Origin of the sequence: Streptomyces sp. NPDC088733, from assembly GCF_044751185.1 — a bacterium.
In the GTDB taxonomy this organism is placed as follows: domain Bacteria; phylum Actinomycetota; class Actinomycetes; order Streptomycetales; family Streptomycetaceae; genus Actinacidiphila.
In genome coordinates, this window is sequence record NZ_JBIVLH010000013.1 from 1 (window position 1) to 15815 (window position 15815).

Sequence of the window (15815 nt, forward strand, 5' to 3'; positions counted from 1 at the left end):
CTCCCGTGGTGACGCCAGGTCGCGCCACAGCGCATTCCCCGTCCCCACGATCGTTTGCCCCCCCCCCCCCCCCCCCGGGGGGGGGGGGCCCCCCCCGGGGGGGGCCCCCCCCCCCCCCCCCCGGGGGGGGGGGGGGGCCCCCCCCCCCCCCCCCCCGGGGCCCCCCCCACCACGCCGTTGTTCGTGGTGCGGTGGGCCCGGACGTCAGCCGAACACGACGCAGGAGGCGGCCGGAACGGTCAGCGAGCCGGCGAGCTCGGGCGTGCCGGTCGCGGGGTCCACGTCGAACCAGCTGACGTCGCCGGAGCGCTCGTTGGCGGCGTACAGCCTGGTGCCCGACGGGTCGAGGGTCAGGTGGCGGGGCCAGTCGCCGCCGCAGTCCACGGTCTCCAGCAGTTCGAGCGTGTCGCCGTCGGCGTCGACGGAGAGCACGGCGATGCTGTTGTGGCCCCGGTTGGCGACCCAGGCGAACCGCCCGTCGGGCGAGACGACCAGCTCGGACGGGTAGTTGGGGCCCGTGGCGCCCTCGGGCAGCACGGACACCTCGGCGACCGGCTTCAGCCGTCCCACTTCGGCGTCCCAGTGGCAGACGGTGACGACCGAGGCCAGCTCGTTCATGATGTACGCGCGGTCGCCGCGCGGGTGGAACGTCAGGTGGCGCGGGCCGCTGCCGGACCGCAGGCCCATCTCCCGCTCGATCTCCAGCTCGCCGGTGGCGGCGTCGAGTTCGCACACACGCACCGAGTCGGTGCCGAGGTCCACGGTGAGCACCCAGCGGCCCGCCGGGTCCGGCAGCACCATGTGGGCGTGCGGGCCGGTCTGCCGGTCCGGGTCGGGGCCGTCGCCCTCGTGCTCCATCACGTGCCGGGTGGCGCCCGGCTTCCCCTCGCCGTCGACGGGCAGCACGCTGATGGTGCCGGTGCCGTAGTTGGCGGTCAGCAGGTGTCCCTGGTGCAGGCACAGGTGGGTCGGGGAGCCGCCTCCCACCGGCACGACCGCGCCGAGGAGTTCGGGGCGCGCGGGGTCGCTCAGCGAGAACGCGGCGGCGCCGCCGTTCTCCTGCTGCTCCGACACCGCGTAGAGGCGCGTGCGGTCCTCCGAGAGGACGAGGAAGGACGGGTCGTCCACCGCGGCGTCGGCGTGCAGCGCCGTCAGCGCCCCCGAGTCGGGGTCGACGGCCGCGGTGGTCAGCCCTTTGCCGCCCGCCGAGGTGAACGACCCGATGTAAACGTGCCCGGCCACTGCCGTACCTCTTCCACTGGTTGTACGTACGGCGGCTGAGAGTAACGCAGTGGCCGGAATCCGCTCCCGCTGCCCCCGTCACACCATCGTTTCGCCGCGGGCGAGGGCGAGCGCCTGCGGATGGTGCACGTACGCCGGGGTCCGCTCCCCGGTCTCGTAGTAGCGGTGGAACACCCCGGTCGCGGAGCCCGACATGGGCGGCACGATCCACGACCAGTCGGCGGGCACGGTACGGCCCCTGCGCTCCTCGCGGTCGATGTGGGCGAGGAAGCGGCGGGACTCGGTGTGGTGGTCGGTGACGGTGGCGCCCACCTGGTCGAAGGAGTGCAGCACGGCCCGGTTGAGCTCGACCAGGGCGCGGTCGCGCCAGAGCGTCCGGTCCTTGGCCGTGTCCAGGCCGAGTGCCTCGGCGACGCGCGGGAGGAGGTCGTAGCGGTCGGTGTCGGCGAAGTTGCGGGCGCCGATCTCGGTGCCCATGTACCACCCGTTGAAGGGGGCGGCGGGGTAGCAGACCCCGCCGATCTCCAGGCACATGCAGGAGATCGCCGGGACGGCGTGCCAGCGCAGGCCCCACTCCGCGAGCCAGTCGAACTCCGGGTGCACGATCGGGACCTCGAGCACGGCCTCGTCGGGCAACCGGAAGCAGCGCGGCTGCCCGCCGCCCGCCCCCTGGACGATGAGCGGCAGTACGTCGAAGGGCGTACCGGCACCGCCCGACCAGCCGAGGCGCACGGCCGCCTCGGTGATACCGGTGTTGACCGGGTCGCCGACCACGGTGCCGTCCGGCGCGCGGTGGCCCGCGTAGCGGATCAGCTGCTCGTTCCATATCCGCGGGCCCTGCCGCTCCGGGGTGTCCGGGGCGAAGACGGTGATGACCGGGCGGATCCGGCCCTCGTTGGTGGCGGCCCGCAGATGGGCCACGGACTCCAGCGCGACGCCCTCGGCGGTGGTGATGTGCCGGCGGTCGCGCACCTGAAGGGAGTTCCAGTACAGCCGGCCGATGCAGCGGGTGTTGTTCCGCCAGGCGACGCGGGCTCCAAAGACGAGTTCCTCGCGCGTGTGCCGGTACGTGCCCGTCGCCTCGATCTCGGCGAGGACCGCGGCCAGTCGGCGCCCCGGGTCGCCCGCGGCGGGGAACTCCGTGTGGAACTGCCGCACGAAGTCCGCCGCCAGGGCCCGTATGCCGGGTTCCCGGTCCGCGTCGCCGGCCTGGTCGCGGCCGTCCGCCGGCCGCTCCCCCGCCGCCGGCTCCTCCTGCGGCGCGGGGTGCCCGGCCGGGCACCTCGTCACCGGTTCCGGATCCTCCATCCGTATGTGCTGGACGTCGGCGGGGGCGCGGCCTGCCCCCGCCGACGTCCGCTGATTCGTTCCTCCTGCACGGCGCAGAAACCTCAGCACGCCACGTACCCCCAAGACGGTTCCGCGCGGGCCGTGTCCCGTGACGGCCCGCGTGTCGGACGCGAGATGGAACCGGTCTACTGCGCGGAAGGAACGATCCATCCGGTCTTCCAGGGGTGAATACGACCCAAAACCGCGCCGGGTGTCTATGCGCCGTGCCGCCGGTGATTGCTTTGCGTCACGCTTCGACAGCAGTGCGTGTCGATGCGGCTGCGGCTGACGGGTCAGACCGGGACGGTGGTGCGCGGCCCGGTGCCCAGCGGGACGGCCAGACCGGTCAGGGCGGCTTCGAGGCCGTGGAGATGGGCGAGGGCGCGCTCGGCGTGCGGGTGGCCGCCGCGGGCGCCGGAGACGGCCGGGGGCGGGGGCTCGGGCGCCGGCGGTGCCAGGAGCCGCCGCAGGGCGGTCTCCACGCGCCGGCAGGCGGCGGTGAGGCGTTCGTCGTGGCAGGCCCGCGGGTCGGCGGCGGCCTCGGCGAGACCGGCGGCCTGGCGGGCGCACTCGTCCAGGAGGGCGAGGACGGCCCGGGCGCGCGCCTTGCGGGCCCGCAGGGGGCTCAGGGGGTGCACCAGCGGTGCCACGGACAGCCGCACCCGCACGAGCAGCGCGTCCAGTTCGGCAACGTGACGGGCGAGATCCCCGGAGGCCGACCCGCCCGCCAGGTGCCGTGCGGCCTCGCCGGTGACGTCGCGCACGGCGTGCAGCGCGCGCCGGATCCACGCGTCCGTGGCCGCGTGCGTCGTCACGGGCAGCACCGCCAGGACCGCCACGGCCGCGGCCAGCGCGCCGACGGCGGTCTCCCCCAGCCGGAGCGCGAGCAGCCCCGGACGGAGGATGCCGAACAGTCCGTAGAGCAGCCCCGCCATGACGGTGACGAAGAACATCATCCAGCTGTACGAGACCGGGGCGCTCCAGAAGATCCCGAAGACGCACACGGCGACCAGCGCGGCGGTCGGCGCGGGCGCCCCGTGCAGGGGCAGCGCGACCGCCAGGCCTCCTGCGATGCCCGCGACGGTGCCGAGCACCCGGCGGAAGCCGCGGACCAGCGTCTCGCCGCGCGACGCCGTGTTCACGAAGATCCACCAGGCGGTGCCGACCGCCCAGTACCAGCGGTCCTGCGACAGCGCCTGACCGGCCGCCACGGCGATCGCCGCGGCGAGCAGCGCCTGGAAGGCCTGCCGGGTTGTCGCACGGCGCAGCCCGCGCTCCTGCGGCAGGACGGGCACCGGGGCGGGGGCGGTGCCGCGCTCGTAGCACCACACGCCGAAGCGGACGGCGGCGGCGCAGCCCAGTCCGAGCCCCACGGCCGCGCAGAGCTGCGGCAGCAGCCCGGGACCGGCGCGCAGGAACTGGGCGGCGAAGAACATCATGAAGGCGAAGACGCCCAGGGCGTGGCCGCGCGGCCCCCAGCGGCGCGCGTAGACGCCGGCGAAGACCACGGCCAGGAAGGCCGCGTCCCGGGCGCCGGGGGCGGCGTGCAGGCAGACGGCCAGTGCCAGCACCGGGAAGCCGACGACCGGCAGGAGCGCGGTCGTCACGGCCTGGCGGGCCGGTCCCGGGTCCGCCACGACGAACAGCGCGAGCAGCGCCGCGAGGCCGCCCGCGACGACGGCGGGCAGCGGCAGCCCCACCGCGGCGACCGAGGCGACGCCGGCGCCGATGCCGAGGACGGCGCGGGTGGCGGCGCGCAGCCGGGCCCGCCCCGGGTCCGGTGCGTGGAAGATGTGCCTGACCACGGATGCCGTCCCGCCCCCTGCTCTGTCCGTGCTGTGCCGTGCCGTGCATGGCGAAGGCGCTGCGGGGACCAGGACACCGGCCTCCCGCAACGCCATCGTCCGCTCCAGACAAGCATCACCCGGGCCCCTGGCTCAACCGGCGCCCGATGTCCTGGGCCATTGGCACAGCCGCCCGGGACGCCCGTCGTCCCGGCGCCGGACCAGTGGCCCATGCCGGACCACCCATACGGCGTATATTGGTGCCAAAGGCGGGCATACCGACACCTAACGGTTGGTTCCCGCCTTTCACGGCTCCTGACGAACCAACGCACCGGATCCGCCCCGGAAGGGGCTCCAGTCGTATCCGGCCCGTCCGGAGGAGGACGCGATGAGGGACGTGGCGAGCGAGCGGGACGTGGACGACCGTCCCGCGATCATCGAGCGGGTCGTGACGCTCGACGTGAACGGCCGGTCGTACACCCTGCGCCTGGACACCCGGGTGACGCTGCTGGACGCCCTGCGGGACCGGTTGGGGCTGGTCGGCACGAAGAAGGGCTGCGACCAGGGCGCCTGCGGTGCGTGCACGGTGCACCTGGACGGCCACAGGGTGCTGGCCTGCCTGACCCTGGCCGCCCAGGCGGAGGGCCGGGCCGTCACCACCGTCGAGGGCCTGTCCGGCAGCGAGGGGGCGCATCCGGTGCAGCGGGCTTTCATGGAGCACGACGGCTTCCAGTGCGGCTTCTGCACCCCCGGGCAGATCATGTCCGCCGTGGCGCTGACGGCGGAGGGCCGGGCCGGCTCCGACGAGGAGATCCGGGAGTTCATGAGCGGCAACCTGTGCCGCTGCGGCGCCTATCCGAACATCGTCGCCGCGATACGCGAGGCGGCGTCCGAGGGAGGTCGCGATGCGCATCTTTGAGTACGTGCGGGCCACGGCCACCCAGGAAGCGGTGCGGATGCTGGCGGACGACCCGGAGGCGTCCTGCCTGGCGGGCGGCACGACACAGCTCGACCTGATGAAGGACGGGGTGCTGGAGCCGCCGCGGCTGATCGACATCACGCGGCTCCCGCTGCACGGCATCGAGCGCCGCGGCGAGACCCTGCACGTGGGGGCGCTGGCCACCATGGAGGAGCTGGCCGCCGACGCCACGGTGGCCGAACGACTGCCCGTGGTGCGCGAGGCGCTGCTGCTCGGCGCGTCGGTCCAGTTGCGGAACATGGCCACCATCGGCGGCAACCTGCTGCAGCGCACACGCTGCCGCTACTTCCGCGATCCCGGTGTCTTCGAGTGCAACAAGCGCTCTCCGGGCTCGGGTTGCGCGGCAGTCCTGGGCGCGGCACGCATGCACGCCGTGCTCGGGGTGAGCGAGCGGTGCGTGGCGCTGCACGCCTCGGACCTCGCCGTCGCCCTGGTGGCGCTCGACGCCGTCGTGCACATCCAGGGGCCGTCGGGCCGCCGCAGTGTGCCGCTGACGGAGTTCTACTTCACCGCCGACGAGAGCCCCGAGCGCGAGAACGTGCTGGAGCACGCCGAACTGATCACCGAGGTCGAGATCCCGCTGCCGCCGCCGGCCGCCTTGTCGGGCTACCTCAAGGTGCGCGACCGGATGTCGTACGAGTTCGCCCTCACCTCTGCCGCGGTGCTGCTCGTCCTCGACGGCGGAACGATCCGCCAGGCCCGCGTCGGGCTCGGCGGAGTGGGGTCGAAGCCCTGGCGGGCCTACGAGGCCGAGCACGTGCTGACCGGCGCGCCCGCCACGACGGCCGCGTTCATGGACGCGGCCCAGGCGACGATGGGCGACGCGTGGACCCTCCCGGGCACGGCGTTCAAGGTGCCGCTCGCCCGGCGCACCCTTGTGCGCGAACTGCAGACAGTGTCAGGAGTGTCGGCATGAGCACCGTCGAAAGCAGGCCCCTGGTCGGTACGGGCATCAACCGGGTCGACGGTCCGCGCAAGGTCACCGGCACCGCTCCCTACCCGATGGACTTCAGCGTCCCGGGGCAGGTCTACGGCGCCCTGGTGCAGAGCACGATCGCCGCGGGGCGGATCGTCCGCATGCACACCGAGGCGGCCGAGACCGCCCCCGGCGTGATCAGCGTGCTCACGCACGAGAACGCCCCCGAGGTCGGGACGGGACCGGTGACGGCGCTCGGCCCCTCCCCGGCCGCGCCGCTGCGCAACGACCGGATCATCCACCAGGGCCAGCACATCGCCTTCGTGGTGGCCGAGACCCCGGAGCAGGCCACCGCGGCGGCGCGCCTGGTCCGCGCCGACTACGAGACGGCCGAGCCGCTGCTCGACCTCCAGGACCCGCGTGCCGAGCACGTGACCGACCCCTGGGGGATGGACACCTCGCGCGGCGACGCCGCCGCGGCCCTGGAGAGCGCCGAGGTGACCGTGCGCGCCACGTACACCACCCCGGACAACACCAACAACCCGCTCGGGCTGTTCGCCACGCTGGCCGCGTGGGAGGGCGACACGCTCACCGTGCACGACACCAGCCAGTGGCCCTCCATGGTGCGCACCACGCTCGCCATGGTCTTCGGCATTCCCGAGAGCTCGGTACGGGTCCTGGTGCCCTACGTCGGCGGCGGCTTCGGCGCCGGGCTGCGCGCGTGGCCGCACGTCGTCCTCACCGCGATGGCCGCCCGGGTGCTCAAGCGCCCGGTCAAACTGGTCCTGACGCGGCCGCAGATGTTCACCTCCGTCGGGCACCGCCCCCACGGCGTGCAGTGGCTCAGCCTCGGCGCCACGCGGGACGGCGTGCTGACCGCCCTCGACCACCGCAGCCTTACCTCCTTGAGCATGGAGGACAACGACTTTGAGCCCTTCACCCACGGAACCGCCTTCGCCTACCGGTGCCCCAATGTGATCACCCAGGACCGGCAGGCCAGGATGAACGTCTCCGTGCCGACGTCCATGCGCGCCCCTGCCGAGGCGCAGGGCAACTTCGCCCTGGAATGCGCCCTCGACGAACTGGCGTACACCTTGGGCATGGACCCGGTGGAACTGCGGGTGCGCAACCACACCGACGTCGACCCGCGCAACGGGCTGCCCTGGACCGGCAAGGCGATCCTGGAGTGCTACGAGGAAGGCGCGCGCCGCTTCGGCTGGTCCGAGCGGAATCCCGAGCCGCGCTCCATGCGCGAGGGGAACTGGCTCATCGGCTACGGCATGGCCAGCGCGATGTTCCCGTACTTCGCGACGCCGTGCATGGCCGAGGCGACCGTCCACCGCGACGGCAGCGCCTTTGTGCGCAGCGCGGCAACGGACATCGGCACCGGCACGTACACCGTGATGGCCCAGCTGTCCGCCGAGGAACTGGGACTGCCCCTGGAGAAGGTCCGGTTCGACCTCGGCGACTCCGACATGCCCGACTCGATGATGGCGGGCGGGTCCGGGCTGACCGGCGCGCTCGGCAACGCGGTGCACGACGCCTGCCGGCGGCTGCTGCGCTCGTTCGCGGAACTCGCGCGCGAGGACGACGAGTCGCCCCTGAAGGGCGTGAACCCCGACGACGTGGAGTGCGGAGACGGCCGGGTCTTCCCCGCCGGCCGGCCGGACCGCGGGGAGTCCTACGTCGACATCCTCGCCCGTCACGGCCTGCCCCAGCTCACGGCGACCGGGGGCAGTACCCCGCCCGTCGCCGAGGAACTCGGCATGTCCCCGGCCGGCGCCTACGGCGCGAAGTTCGTGGAGGTCCGGGTCGACGCCGACCTCGGCCTCGTCCGGGTCGCACGGGTGGTGTCCGCGATCGACGGCGGCCGCATCCTGAACGCGAAGACGGCCAGGAGCCAGATCATCGGCGGCACGGTCGGCGGTATCGGCATGGCGCTGTTCGAGGACACCGTCACCGACCCGCGCACCGGGCGCATCGCCAACGGCACCTTCGCGGACTACCTGGTGGCCGTGAACGCCGACATCCCTGACCTGGACGTGGTCTTCGTGGGCGAGCCGGACCGCGGCACCCCGACCGGCACCAAGGGTGTGGGCGAGGTCGGCCTGGTCGGCATCGCGGCCGCGATCGCCAACGCCGTGCACCATGCCACCGGAAAGCGCCTCAACCGACTCCCGATCACGCTCGACGCCCTGCTCTGAGCCGGCCCGTGCCCGCCGACGAGCTGGACGCCCGCATCCTGGTGCTGCTGCTGGAACGGCCGCGGACCAGTGTGCGCGAGTGCGCGCGGATCCTGGGGATCGCGCGCGGGACGCTGCAGGCCCGGCTGGACCGGATGGAACGGGACGGGGTGATCACGGACTACCGGCCGCACCTGTCGCCCGAGGCCCTGGGCTACCGCATGCTCGCTTTCGTGCACCTGGAGGTGACCCAGGGGCATCTGGACGACACGGGGAAGGCGCTGGCCGCCGTGCCCGAGATCATCGAGGCCTTTTCCATCACCGGGGGCGGCGACCTGCTGACGCGTGTCGTGGCACGCGACGCCGCGCACCTGGAGGACGTCATCCAGCGGCTGATCCAGTTGCCGGGCGTCGTGCGGACCCGCACCGAAGTGGCGCTGCGGGAGCGGGTGCCGCAGCGCATGCTCCCCCTGGTGGAGGAGGTCGGCAGGGCGGCGGCCACTCGTACGCCCTGATCGCGGGCTTGGCATGCTGGAGGGCATGACTCTCCCCGCGGTGATCTTCGACCTGGACGGCACGCTGGTCGACAGCGAGCCCAACTACTTCGAGGCCGGCCGCCGGCTGCTGGCCGGCCACGGCGTCGACGACTTCACCTGGGAGCAGCACGCGCGCTTCATCGGCATCGGCACCCGCGAGACGCTGGAGACCCTGCGCGCCGAGTACGGGCTCAGCGCCTCCGTCCAGGAACTGCTGGACGCGAAGAACCGGCTCTATCTGCGGCTGGCGCGCGAGGCGACCCATGTCTTCCCCGGGATGCGCGCGTTCGTCGACCTCCTGCACTCCGAGGGGCACCCGATGGCGGTCGCCTCGGGGTCCTCGCGGGAGGCGATCGCCGCGGTCCTGGCCGGCACCGGGCTGGGTGCGGTGCTGACCACCGTCGTGTCGGCGGAGGAGGTCCCGCGCGGCAAGCCGGAGCCCGACGTCTTCCTGGAGGCGGCGGCGCGCCTCGGGGTCGACCCGGCCGACTGCGTCGTCGTCGAGGACGCCCCGCCGGGCGCGGAGGCGGCGCACCGCGCGGGCATGCGGTGCGTCGCGGTCCCGTACCTGCCGTCCCAGGCGGACGACCCCGCCTTCGCGACGGCGGGGCTGCTGGTCCGCGGCGGACAGCACTCCTTCGACGCGCGCGCCGTGCACGCCTGGCTGACCTCCTGAGCGCACGGCCGGGGAGGGTTCCCCGGGCTCGGAGCTGAGGGGGACTTCGGCGGCACCGCTCGAATGGCGCGCGTGGCCCCCCGGCCTTATTGGTGGTGTGGGGACCGCGCTCGTCGCCGTCCCCGCCCGCCACGGCCCGCAGCAGGAGGAGGCGGAACGGTGAAGATTGTCGTCGACCTCAACCGGTGCCAGGGGTACGCGCAGTGTGCGTTCCTCGCGCCCGGCGTGTTCGAGCTCCACGGCGAGGAGGCGCTGCTCTACGACGCCGGCGCCTCGGACGAGGAGTACGACCGGGTGTCCCGCGCCGCGTCCGCCTGCCCCGTTCAGGCGATCCTCGTCGAAGGTCCGGCCGGAGTGGCCGCGGGGGTGGGCTCCGATGACTGACCAGCGCACGGAAAGGCGGGCGGACCAGCGGGGGGACTGGCTCACGGCGCCCGAGCGCATCGTGATCGTCGGCGCCTCGCTCGCCGGGCTGCGGGCCGCCGAGGTGCTGCGCGACGAGGGCTTCACCGGGTCGCTGACCATCATCGGCGAGGAGACCGAACGGCCCTACGACCGTCCGCCGATGTCCAAGGCCGTGCTGCTCGGCCGCATGCCCCCCGAGCACGCCGCGCTGCCCGCCCGGCGCGAGGTGGACGCCCACTGGCGCCTCGGGGTGCCGGCCACCGGCCTGGACCTGGCCGCACGGCGGGTGCTGCTGCGCGACGGCAGCCATGTGGAGTACGACCGCGTACTGATCGCGACGGGCGTCCGCGCCAGGCCCTGGCCGGACGCCGCGCAGGCCTCCCTGGAGGGGGTGTTCACGCTGCGCACCATGGAGGACGCCCGGCAGCTCGTGGCCCGCCTGGACGCCGGGCCGCGCCGGGTACTGGTGATCGGCGCCGGATTCACCGGCTCGGAGATCGCCTCGGTGTGCCGGGAACGCGGCCTCCAGGTGACGGTCGCGGAACGCGGCCCCGCGCCCCTGGTCGGCGCGCTCGGCGGGGTGATCGCCGCCGTCGCCGCCGACCTGCAGCGCGAGCACGGCGTCGACCTGCGGTGCGGGATCACCGTCACCGAGCTGGTGGGCGACGAGGACGGCCGGCTGCGCTCGGCGCGCCTGTCGGACGGCTCCACCCTCGACTGCGACGTGGCGGTCGTGGCGCTGGGCGCGGTCCGCAACACCGAGTGGCTGCACGACTCGGGCCTCGGCGCCGGGCCGCGGGGGCTGGCGAGCGACGCGGGCTGCCGGGCGTTCGACATCAACGGGGTCGTGACCGACGACGTGTTCGTGGCCGGCGATGTGGCGCGCACCCCCCACCCGCTCTACGAGTACCAGCTGCTGGCCCTGGAGCACTGGGGCAACGCGGTGGCGCAGGCCGAGGTGGCGGCGCACAACATGGTCAGCTGCGGGCCCAGGCGCCGCCCGCACCTGGCCGTCCCCGCGTTCTGGTCCAGCCAGTTCGGGGTGAACATCAAGTCGGTCGGGGTGCCGTCGTTCTCCGACGAGGTCGCGATCGTCCAGGGGTCGATGGAAAAACGTTCCTTCGTGGCCGTCTACGGCTACCGGGGCCGCCTCACCGCCGCGGTCTCCTTCAACCAGAGCCGCTGGCTGGACTATTACTGCACGCTGATCGAGGCCGCCGCGCCCTTCCCGCCCGACCCCGGCACCTTCGACCGGCCGGAGGACGTCGTGGTGCAGGCCGCCGACGTGCCCGACCCGTCCCAGCTCTCGCACGGCCCCACGGTCGCGGTCACGGGGCACCTGCCCGACGAGCGCCGCGTGGTCCGCGTCCCCCCGACCGTCCAGGAGGCCCGCGCATGACCAACGAGACGATGCTGAAGCGGATCAACGACTTCGCCCACCGCGGCGACCCGTACCCGCTCTACGCCGAGCTGCGCCGCACCCCCGTGGTACGCCAGGACGACGGCGCGTACCTGGTCAGCACGTACCGCGAGATCAAGGCGCTGCTGCACGACCCGCGCATCAGTTCCGACCTGAGCCACCGTCTGCCCGGCGACCCGCAGGCCGCGCAGGCCGAGGGGCAGCCCCCGTCCTTCATCCGGATGGACCCGCCGGACCACGACCGGGTGCGCCGGCAGGCCATGCGCCCCTTCGGGCCGCCGCACACCCCTGACCGCATCGCGGGTCTGCACGACGAGATCGCGCGGGTGACCGACGGACTGATCAACTCCCTTGAAGGGCACGGCCGCATCGACGTCGTCGAGGACTTCGCCTACCCGCTGCCGGTCAGCGTCATCTGCCGCCTGCTGGGCGTCCCGCGCGAGGACGAGCACCGGTTCCGCGCCTGGGCGGACCGCATCGTGTCCTCCACCGGTGTGCGCACCCGCGGCAGCACCTTCAGCGAGGACGACGAACAGGCCCGCAAAGAGGCGATCACGGAGATGGGCGTCTACATGGCGGGGCTGCTGGAGGAACGCCGCGACAGCCCCACCGAGGACCTGATGTCCGGCCTGGTCCACGACGACGGCCCGGACGGGCGGATGGCGCCGATGGAGCTGATCGGCAGCATGGTGCTGCTGTTCATCGCGGGACACGAGACCACCGTCAACCTCATCACCAATGGGATGCTCACGCTGCTGCGCTACCCGGAGGCGATGGAACGGCTTCGGCAGGAGCCGGAGTTGATGCCCTCGGCGGTGGAGGAGCTGCTGCGCTTCGAGCCGCCCGTGCACATGCTGCCGCAGCGCACACCGCTCACCGACATCGAGATCGCCGGCGTCACGGTGCCCAAGGGCTCGCCGCTGATCCTCGTCCTCGCCGCGGGCAACCGGGACCCGGGCCGCTTCGCCGACCCCGACCACTTCGACCCGGCCCGCACCGACAACCAGCACTTCGGCTTCGGCAGCGGCATCCACAGCTGCTTCGGCGCGCCACTGGCCCGTCTGGAGACACAGATCGCGCTCACCGCGATGATCCGCCGCCTGGACAACCCGCGCCTCGCCGAGGACCCGCCGCCGTACCGGCCCAGCCCGGTGCTGCGCGGGCCGCGCCACCTGCGGATCGAGTGCGACGGAGTGCGTGCCTGAGCGCGGCGGTGAAACATGCCCGGCCACAGGTAGAGCGCGGGAGCGGATCCTCGACCTATTGACGATCAGCCCGGCCGAGGCCGCGCTTCGCGCACCTCCCACACCAAGGCGGCGGTCACCCGCACGAGCGTAGATCGGAAGCGCTGAGTACAAGCGCCGCAGTCAGGATCTGTGGTGGCTTCGTGGACATCAGCTGCTGCTTGTCGAGCAGAGCGAGACGTTTCTTGAGCCTTACGTGGAGCTCGTCAGCCTTTCGACGCAGGCTCTCGGCGGACTCCTTGGGCCTCTCGCCCTTCCGCTCCTTCTCAGAAGCCGCTGCGGCATCGACGAGCAGCCGCTCGCTCTCCGAAAGCAAACGCTTGGTCACCAGTTCCCGAGTCTTGATCAACTCAGCCAGGCGACGAGGCTGGACCTCGGCGAGGTATGCGGGCAACTGGTTGGCAATGATCCAACTCGTTGCCTTGTCTTCTGCGTCCGCGAGCCAGGGCATTCTGCCTGCGATGTCCGTCGCCGCGCCCTTGGGCGCCTCAACGCAGTCGAGATAGGGCGCGGGACCAGCAGGGTGCACTGTGCCGTGGCTGTCGACATAGGCATAGGCGAACCGTCGGGCCACCGACTCACCGGTGCCGTCCGCAACCTCTTCGACGACCCCGACAAGGAGATGCGGTTCTTCGAGGGCAGCCGAGACAAGGACGGTGCCTTGGTTGAGGGCACCCCCAAAGTTCCGCATGGTTTCGTTCATGACAGCGTCGTGCAGGGGGTGGCCGGGGGCGAGCAGGTCGGCCCGGGCGCGGCCGTCAGTCTGGACGTGGCCCAGGTCGAAGGTGACACGGTCGTACTTCGTGGCAATCGGCCCGTTACCGGCTGAGCGAATGTGCTGGGGTACGTTGACGATCTCGTAGCGGCCTTGTTCACGTCTGACGATCCGGCCGCCGAGCCGGGTGAATGCGTCCTTGAAGGTCGATTCGATGTGATGCGGCTCAAGACGTCGAGCGCGGGCTTCGTCCATCTCAGTGAGCAAGGCGCACAGATCGGCATCCGAGATGTGCTCGGAAGCGAGTGCCCGCTCGCCGAGAAGCTCTCTGAGGCCGTCTCCGACGGTACTGTCGATGACTTCGCGCATCCTGTTCTTTACATCTGGCCGCTCACCGTACTGGATGGCGTTGAGAAGCAACTCCCGCAGCGGGGTTTCGGCGAACGCCTCTCCCAGTACGTCAAAAACCTTGCCGCCGTACGTCTCGCGCATTTGGTCGAGCTTCTCCAGCAGACGCGCAAAGACCTCACCCTCGCGAGTATTGACAGCTACAAGGTTCCACAGGCGGCAGACCTCCTCCTGGCCGATGCGATGGATGCGGCCGAAGCGCTGCTCGATACGGTTGGGGTTCCAGGGCAGGTCATAGTTGACCATCAGGTGCGCGACGTGCAGGTTGAGTCCCTCGCCGGCTGCGTCCGTGGCCACCAAAATCTGCACGTCACGGTTCTTGGTGAACTCCTCCGTGATGTTCCGCCGCTCGGCCCGGCGTACACCGCCGTGAATGGCTCGGACGGCATCGGGATTTCCCAGGAGCGAGCCGATCTTTCCTCGCAGATATTGGAGGGTGTCACGGTGCTCCGTGAAGATGATGAACTTCCTGGGCCAGCCATGGGGATCTGTCGACAGCGCGTGGTCCCGGAGGAGAGCGGACAGCTCGGTCCACTTTCGGTCTGTACCTGATTCCCGGACTTTCTGCGCCGTCTTCACCAGCGCCCTCAGTTCAACGAGCTCGACGTTGAGCTCATCAACCGTCTGCGCCGCCGTCGCGGCATCGAGCAGTTCCTCCTCGATCTCCTCGATCTCCTCGGCATTGAGGTCGCCATTGTCCAGGCCGGCGAAATCAACGGTGGCCGTGTGCTCACGAACGGTTCCGTTGAGTATCTCGCGCTTTTTTCGCTCCAGGCGTTCGGTACGCCGCACGAGGCTCTTGTAGATCGCCTCGGGGCTCGAAGCCAGGCGTCGCTGCAGGACGGTCAGTGCGAAACCCACGGTATTTTTGCGCTTGCCGCCGATGCGATCGGCGCGGTTCATGCCCTCCCGGACGTAGTGGGTCACATCCTCGTAAAGATCGTACTCGAGTGCCGTCAGTTGGTAGGGGACAGTCTGCGCGATGCGCTCGGGGAAGAGATTCTTGCCCTCGAACGTCAGCAGGTCTTCCTTGATCATGCGTCGCATGACGCCACTGACGTCGGCATTCCTCTTCTGCTTGCCCTCGAACCGGTCACGGTCCAGCAAGGTAAGGAAGAGTTGGAAGTCCTCCTCCTTGCCGGAGTGCGGGGTCGCAGTCATCAGGAGCAGGTGGCGTGTGATCTCCCCGAGCATCTCGCCGAGCTGAAACCGTTTAGTCTTCTCCACCTTGCCACCGAAGTAATGACCGCCCATGCGGTGCGCCTCGTCAACGACGATCAGGTCCCACTCCGACTCCTGAAGCTGCGCCTTCAGATGCTCGTTACGAGAGAGCTGGTCCATGCGCGCGATCAGAAGTGGATAGGACTCAAATACGTTGACATTGATCTGGGCGTCGATGAGCTGGTTCGTGAGCAGGTCGAAACGGAGGCCGAACTTGAAGAAGAGCTCGTCCTGCCACTGATCGACCAGGCTTCCCGGAGCCACGATCAGACATTGCTTGACGTCGTCACGCAGCAGGAGCTCCTTGATGTAGAGCCCGGCCATGACTGTTTTGCCGGCGCCCGGATCATCCGCGAGCAGGAAGCGCAGCGGCGTACGGGGCACAAGCTCGTCGTACACGGCGCGGATCTGATGCGGGAGGGGCTGAACATCGCTGGTCGCCACGGCAAGCATCGAGTCGAACAGCCCTGCCAGTGAGATCCGCTGGGCCTCGGCGACCAGCTTGAAGTCACGTGCGTTCGCGTCGAACGCCCGGCTGCCGTTGCGGGCTGCGCTCAGCTTATCCTCGTCCTTCCGGAAGACAACCCGCTGGTCAAGGCCACCTGCGGCTGTCTTGAAGGTCAACTCCAGGGCGTTCGCACCGTGCCACTGCGCGGCGATGATCGTGACGACCTCCGCCGGCACGAGTCCGTCCACCCGCAGGCCAGGCTTGAGCTCCTCGAGCAACACGTACAGAACCTCCTGGGCGTCAGCCTGC

Annotated in this window: 12 protein-coding genes; 8 read left to right on the forward strand and 4 right to left on the reverse strand. The window is 71.4% G+C overall.

What is annotated here, in order from left to right; translation table 11 throughout:
- Window positions 1-204 precede the first annotated feature (204 nt).
- From ACIP64_RS23760 to ACIP64_RS23770, 3 genes are all read right to left on the reverse strand, one after another.
- The gene (locus ACIP64_RS23760; protein ID WP_401590157.1) at window positions 205-1242 is read right to left on the reverse strand and encodes a lactonase family protein; all 1038 of its coding nucleotides are present in this window, start codon (window positions 1240-1242) and stop codon (window positions 205-207) included.
- 78 nt (window positions 1243-1320) lie between these two features.
- The gene (locus ACIP64_RS23765; protein ID WP_401590160.1) at window positions 1321-2550 is read right to left on the reverse strand and encodes a nitric oxide synthase oxygenase; all 1230 of its coding nucleotides are present in this window, start codon (window positions 2548-2550) and stop codon (window positions 1321-1323) included.
- 314 nt (window positions 2551-2864) lie between these two features.
- Window positions 2865-4376 carry an FUSC family protein gene (locus ACIP64_RS23770; protein ID WP_401590163.1) on the reverse strand — a complete coding sequence of 504 codons (1512 nt, stop codon included), beginning with the start codon at window positions 4374-4376 and terminating at the stop codon, window positions 2865-2867.
- A 367-nt stretch (window positions 4377-4743) separates the two neighbouring features.
- Here ACIP64_RS23770 and ACIP64_RS23775 point away from each other — a divergent pair, with 367 nt between their 5' ends.
- The 8 genes from ACIP64_RS23775 (at window position 4744) to ACIP64_RS23810 (ending at window position 12675) form a co-directional block, all read left to right on the forward strand.
- Window positions 4744-5274: a (2Fe-2S)-binding protein gene (locus ACIP64_RS23775; protein ID WP_401590166.1), complete on the forward strand. Its 531-nt coding sequence runs from the start codon at window positions 4744-4746 to the stop codon at window positions 5272-5274.
- The gene (locus tag ACIP64_RS23780; RefSeq protein ID WP_401590168.1) at window positions 5261-6250 is read left to right on the forward strand and encodes an FAD binding domain-containing protein; all 990 of its coding nucleotides are present in this window, start codon (window positions 5261-5263) and stop codon (window positions 6248-6250) included. Before ACIP64_RS23775 ends, ACIP64_RS23780 begins: the two co-directional genes overlap by 14 nt.
- Window positions 6247-8454: a xanthine dehydrogenase family protein molybdopterin-binding subunit gene (locus ACIP64_RS23785; protein ID WP_401590171.1), complete on the forward strand. Its 2208-nt coding sequence runs from the start codon at window positions 6247-6249 to the stop codon at window positions 8452-8454. Before ACIP64_RS23780 ends, ACIP64_RS23785 begins: the two co-directional genes overlap by 4 nt.
- Before the next feature lie 8 nt (window positions 8455-8462).
- A complete protein-coding gene (locus tag ACIP64_RS23790) occupies window positions 8463-8948 on the forward strand; it encodes an Lrp/AsnC family transcriptional regulator (RefSeq protein WP_401590174.1) in 486 nt (161 codons plus the stop codon).
- 25 nt (window positions 8949-8973) lie between these two features.
- Window positions 8974-9645: an HAD family hydrolase gene (locus ACIP64_RS23795; protein ID WP_401590177.1), complete on the forward strand. Its 672-nt coding sequence runs from the start codon at window positions 8974-8976 to the stop codon at window positions 9643-9645.
- A gap of 159 nt (window positions 9646-9804) precedes the next feature.
- The gene (locus ACIP64_RS23800) at window positions 9805-10029 is read left to right on the forward strand and encodes a ferredoxin (protein WP_401590180.1); all 225 of its coding nucleotides are present in this window, start codon (window positions 9805-9807) and stop codon (window positions 10027-10029) included.
- Window positions 10022-11449, forward strand: a complete 1428-nt coding sequence (locus ACIP64_RS23805; RefSeq protein ID WP_401590183.1) for an NAD(P)/FAD-dependent oxidoreductase — start codon at window positions 10022-10024, stop codon at window positions 11447-11449. The genes ACIP64_RS23800 and ACIP64_RS23805 overlap by 8 nt, the downstream gene beginning before the upstream one ends.
- The gene (locus tag ACIP64_RS23810; protein ID WP_401590185.1) at window positions 11446-12675 is read left to right on the forward strand and encodes a cytochrome P450; all 1230 of its coding nucleotides are present in this window, start codon (window positions 11446-11448) and stop codon (window positions 12673-12675) included. The genes ACIP64_RS23805 and ACIP64_RS23810 overlap by 4 nt, the downstream gene beginning before the upstream one ends.
- A 115-nt stretch (window positions 12676-12790) precedes the next feature.
- Here ACIP64_RS23810 and ACIP64_RS23815 read toward each other — a convergent pair whose 3' ends face one another.
- Entirely contained in the window at window positions 12791-15787 is a 2997-nt protein-coding gene (locus ACIP64_RS23815) for a DEAD/DEAH box helicase (protein WP_401590187.1), read from the reverse strand.
- Window positions 15788-15815: the final 28 nt, after the last annotated feature.

Bases quoted from the DNA above. Each gene is read 5' to 3' on its own strand.
- ACIP64_RS23765 (WP_401590160.1), bottom strand. From the start codon at position 2,550: ATGGAGGATCCGGAACCGGTGACGAGGTGCCCGGCCGGGCACCCCGCG.
- ACIP64_RS23775 (WP_401590166.1), top strand. From the start codon at position 4,744: ATGAGGGACGTGGCGAGCGAGCGGGACGTGGACGACCGTCCCGCGATC.
- ACIP64_RS23780 (WP_401590168.1), top strand. From the start codon at position 5,261: ATGCGCATCTTTGAGTACGTGCGGGCCACGGCCACCCAGGAAGCGGTG.
- ACIP64_RS23785 (WP_401590171.1), top strand. From the start codon at position 6,247: ATGAGCACCGTCGAAAGCAGGCCCCTGGTCGGTACGGGCATCAACCGG.
- ACIP64_RS23795 (WP_401590177.1), top strand. From the start codon at position 8,974: ATGACTCTCCCCGCGGTGATCTTCGACCTGGACGGCACGCTGGTCGAC.
- ACIP64_RS23805 (WP_401590183.1), top strand. From the start codon at position 10,022: ATGACTGACCAGCGCACGGAAAGGCGGGCGGACCAGCGGGGGGACTGG.
- ACIP64_RS23810 (WP_401590185.1), top strand. From the start codon at position 11,446: ATGACCAACGAGACGATGCTGAAGCGGATCAACGACTTCGCCCACCGC.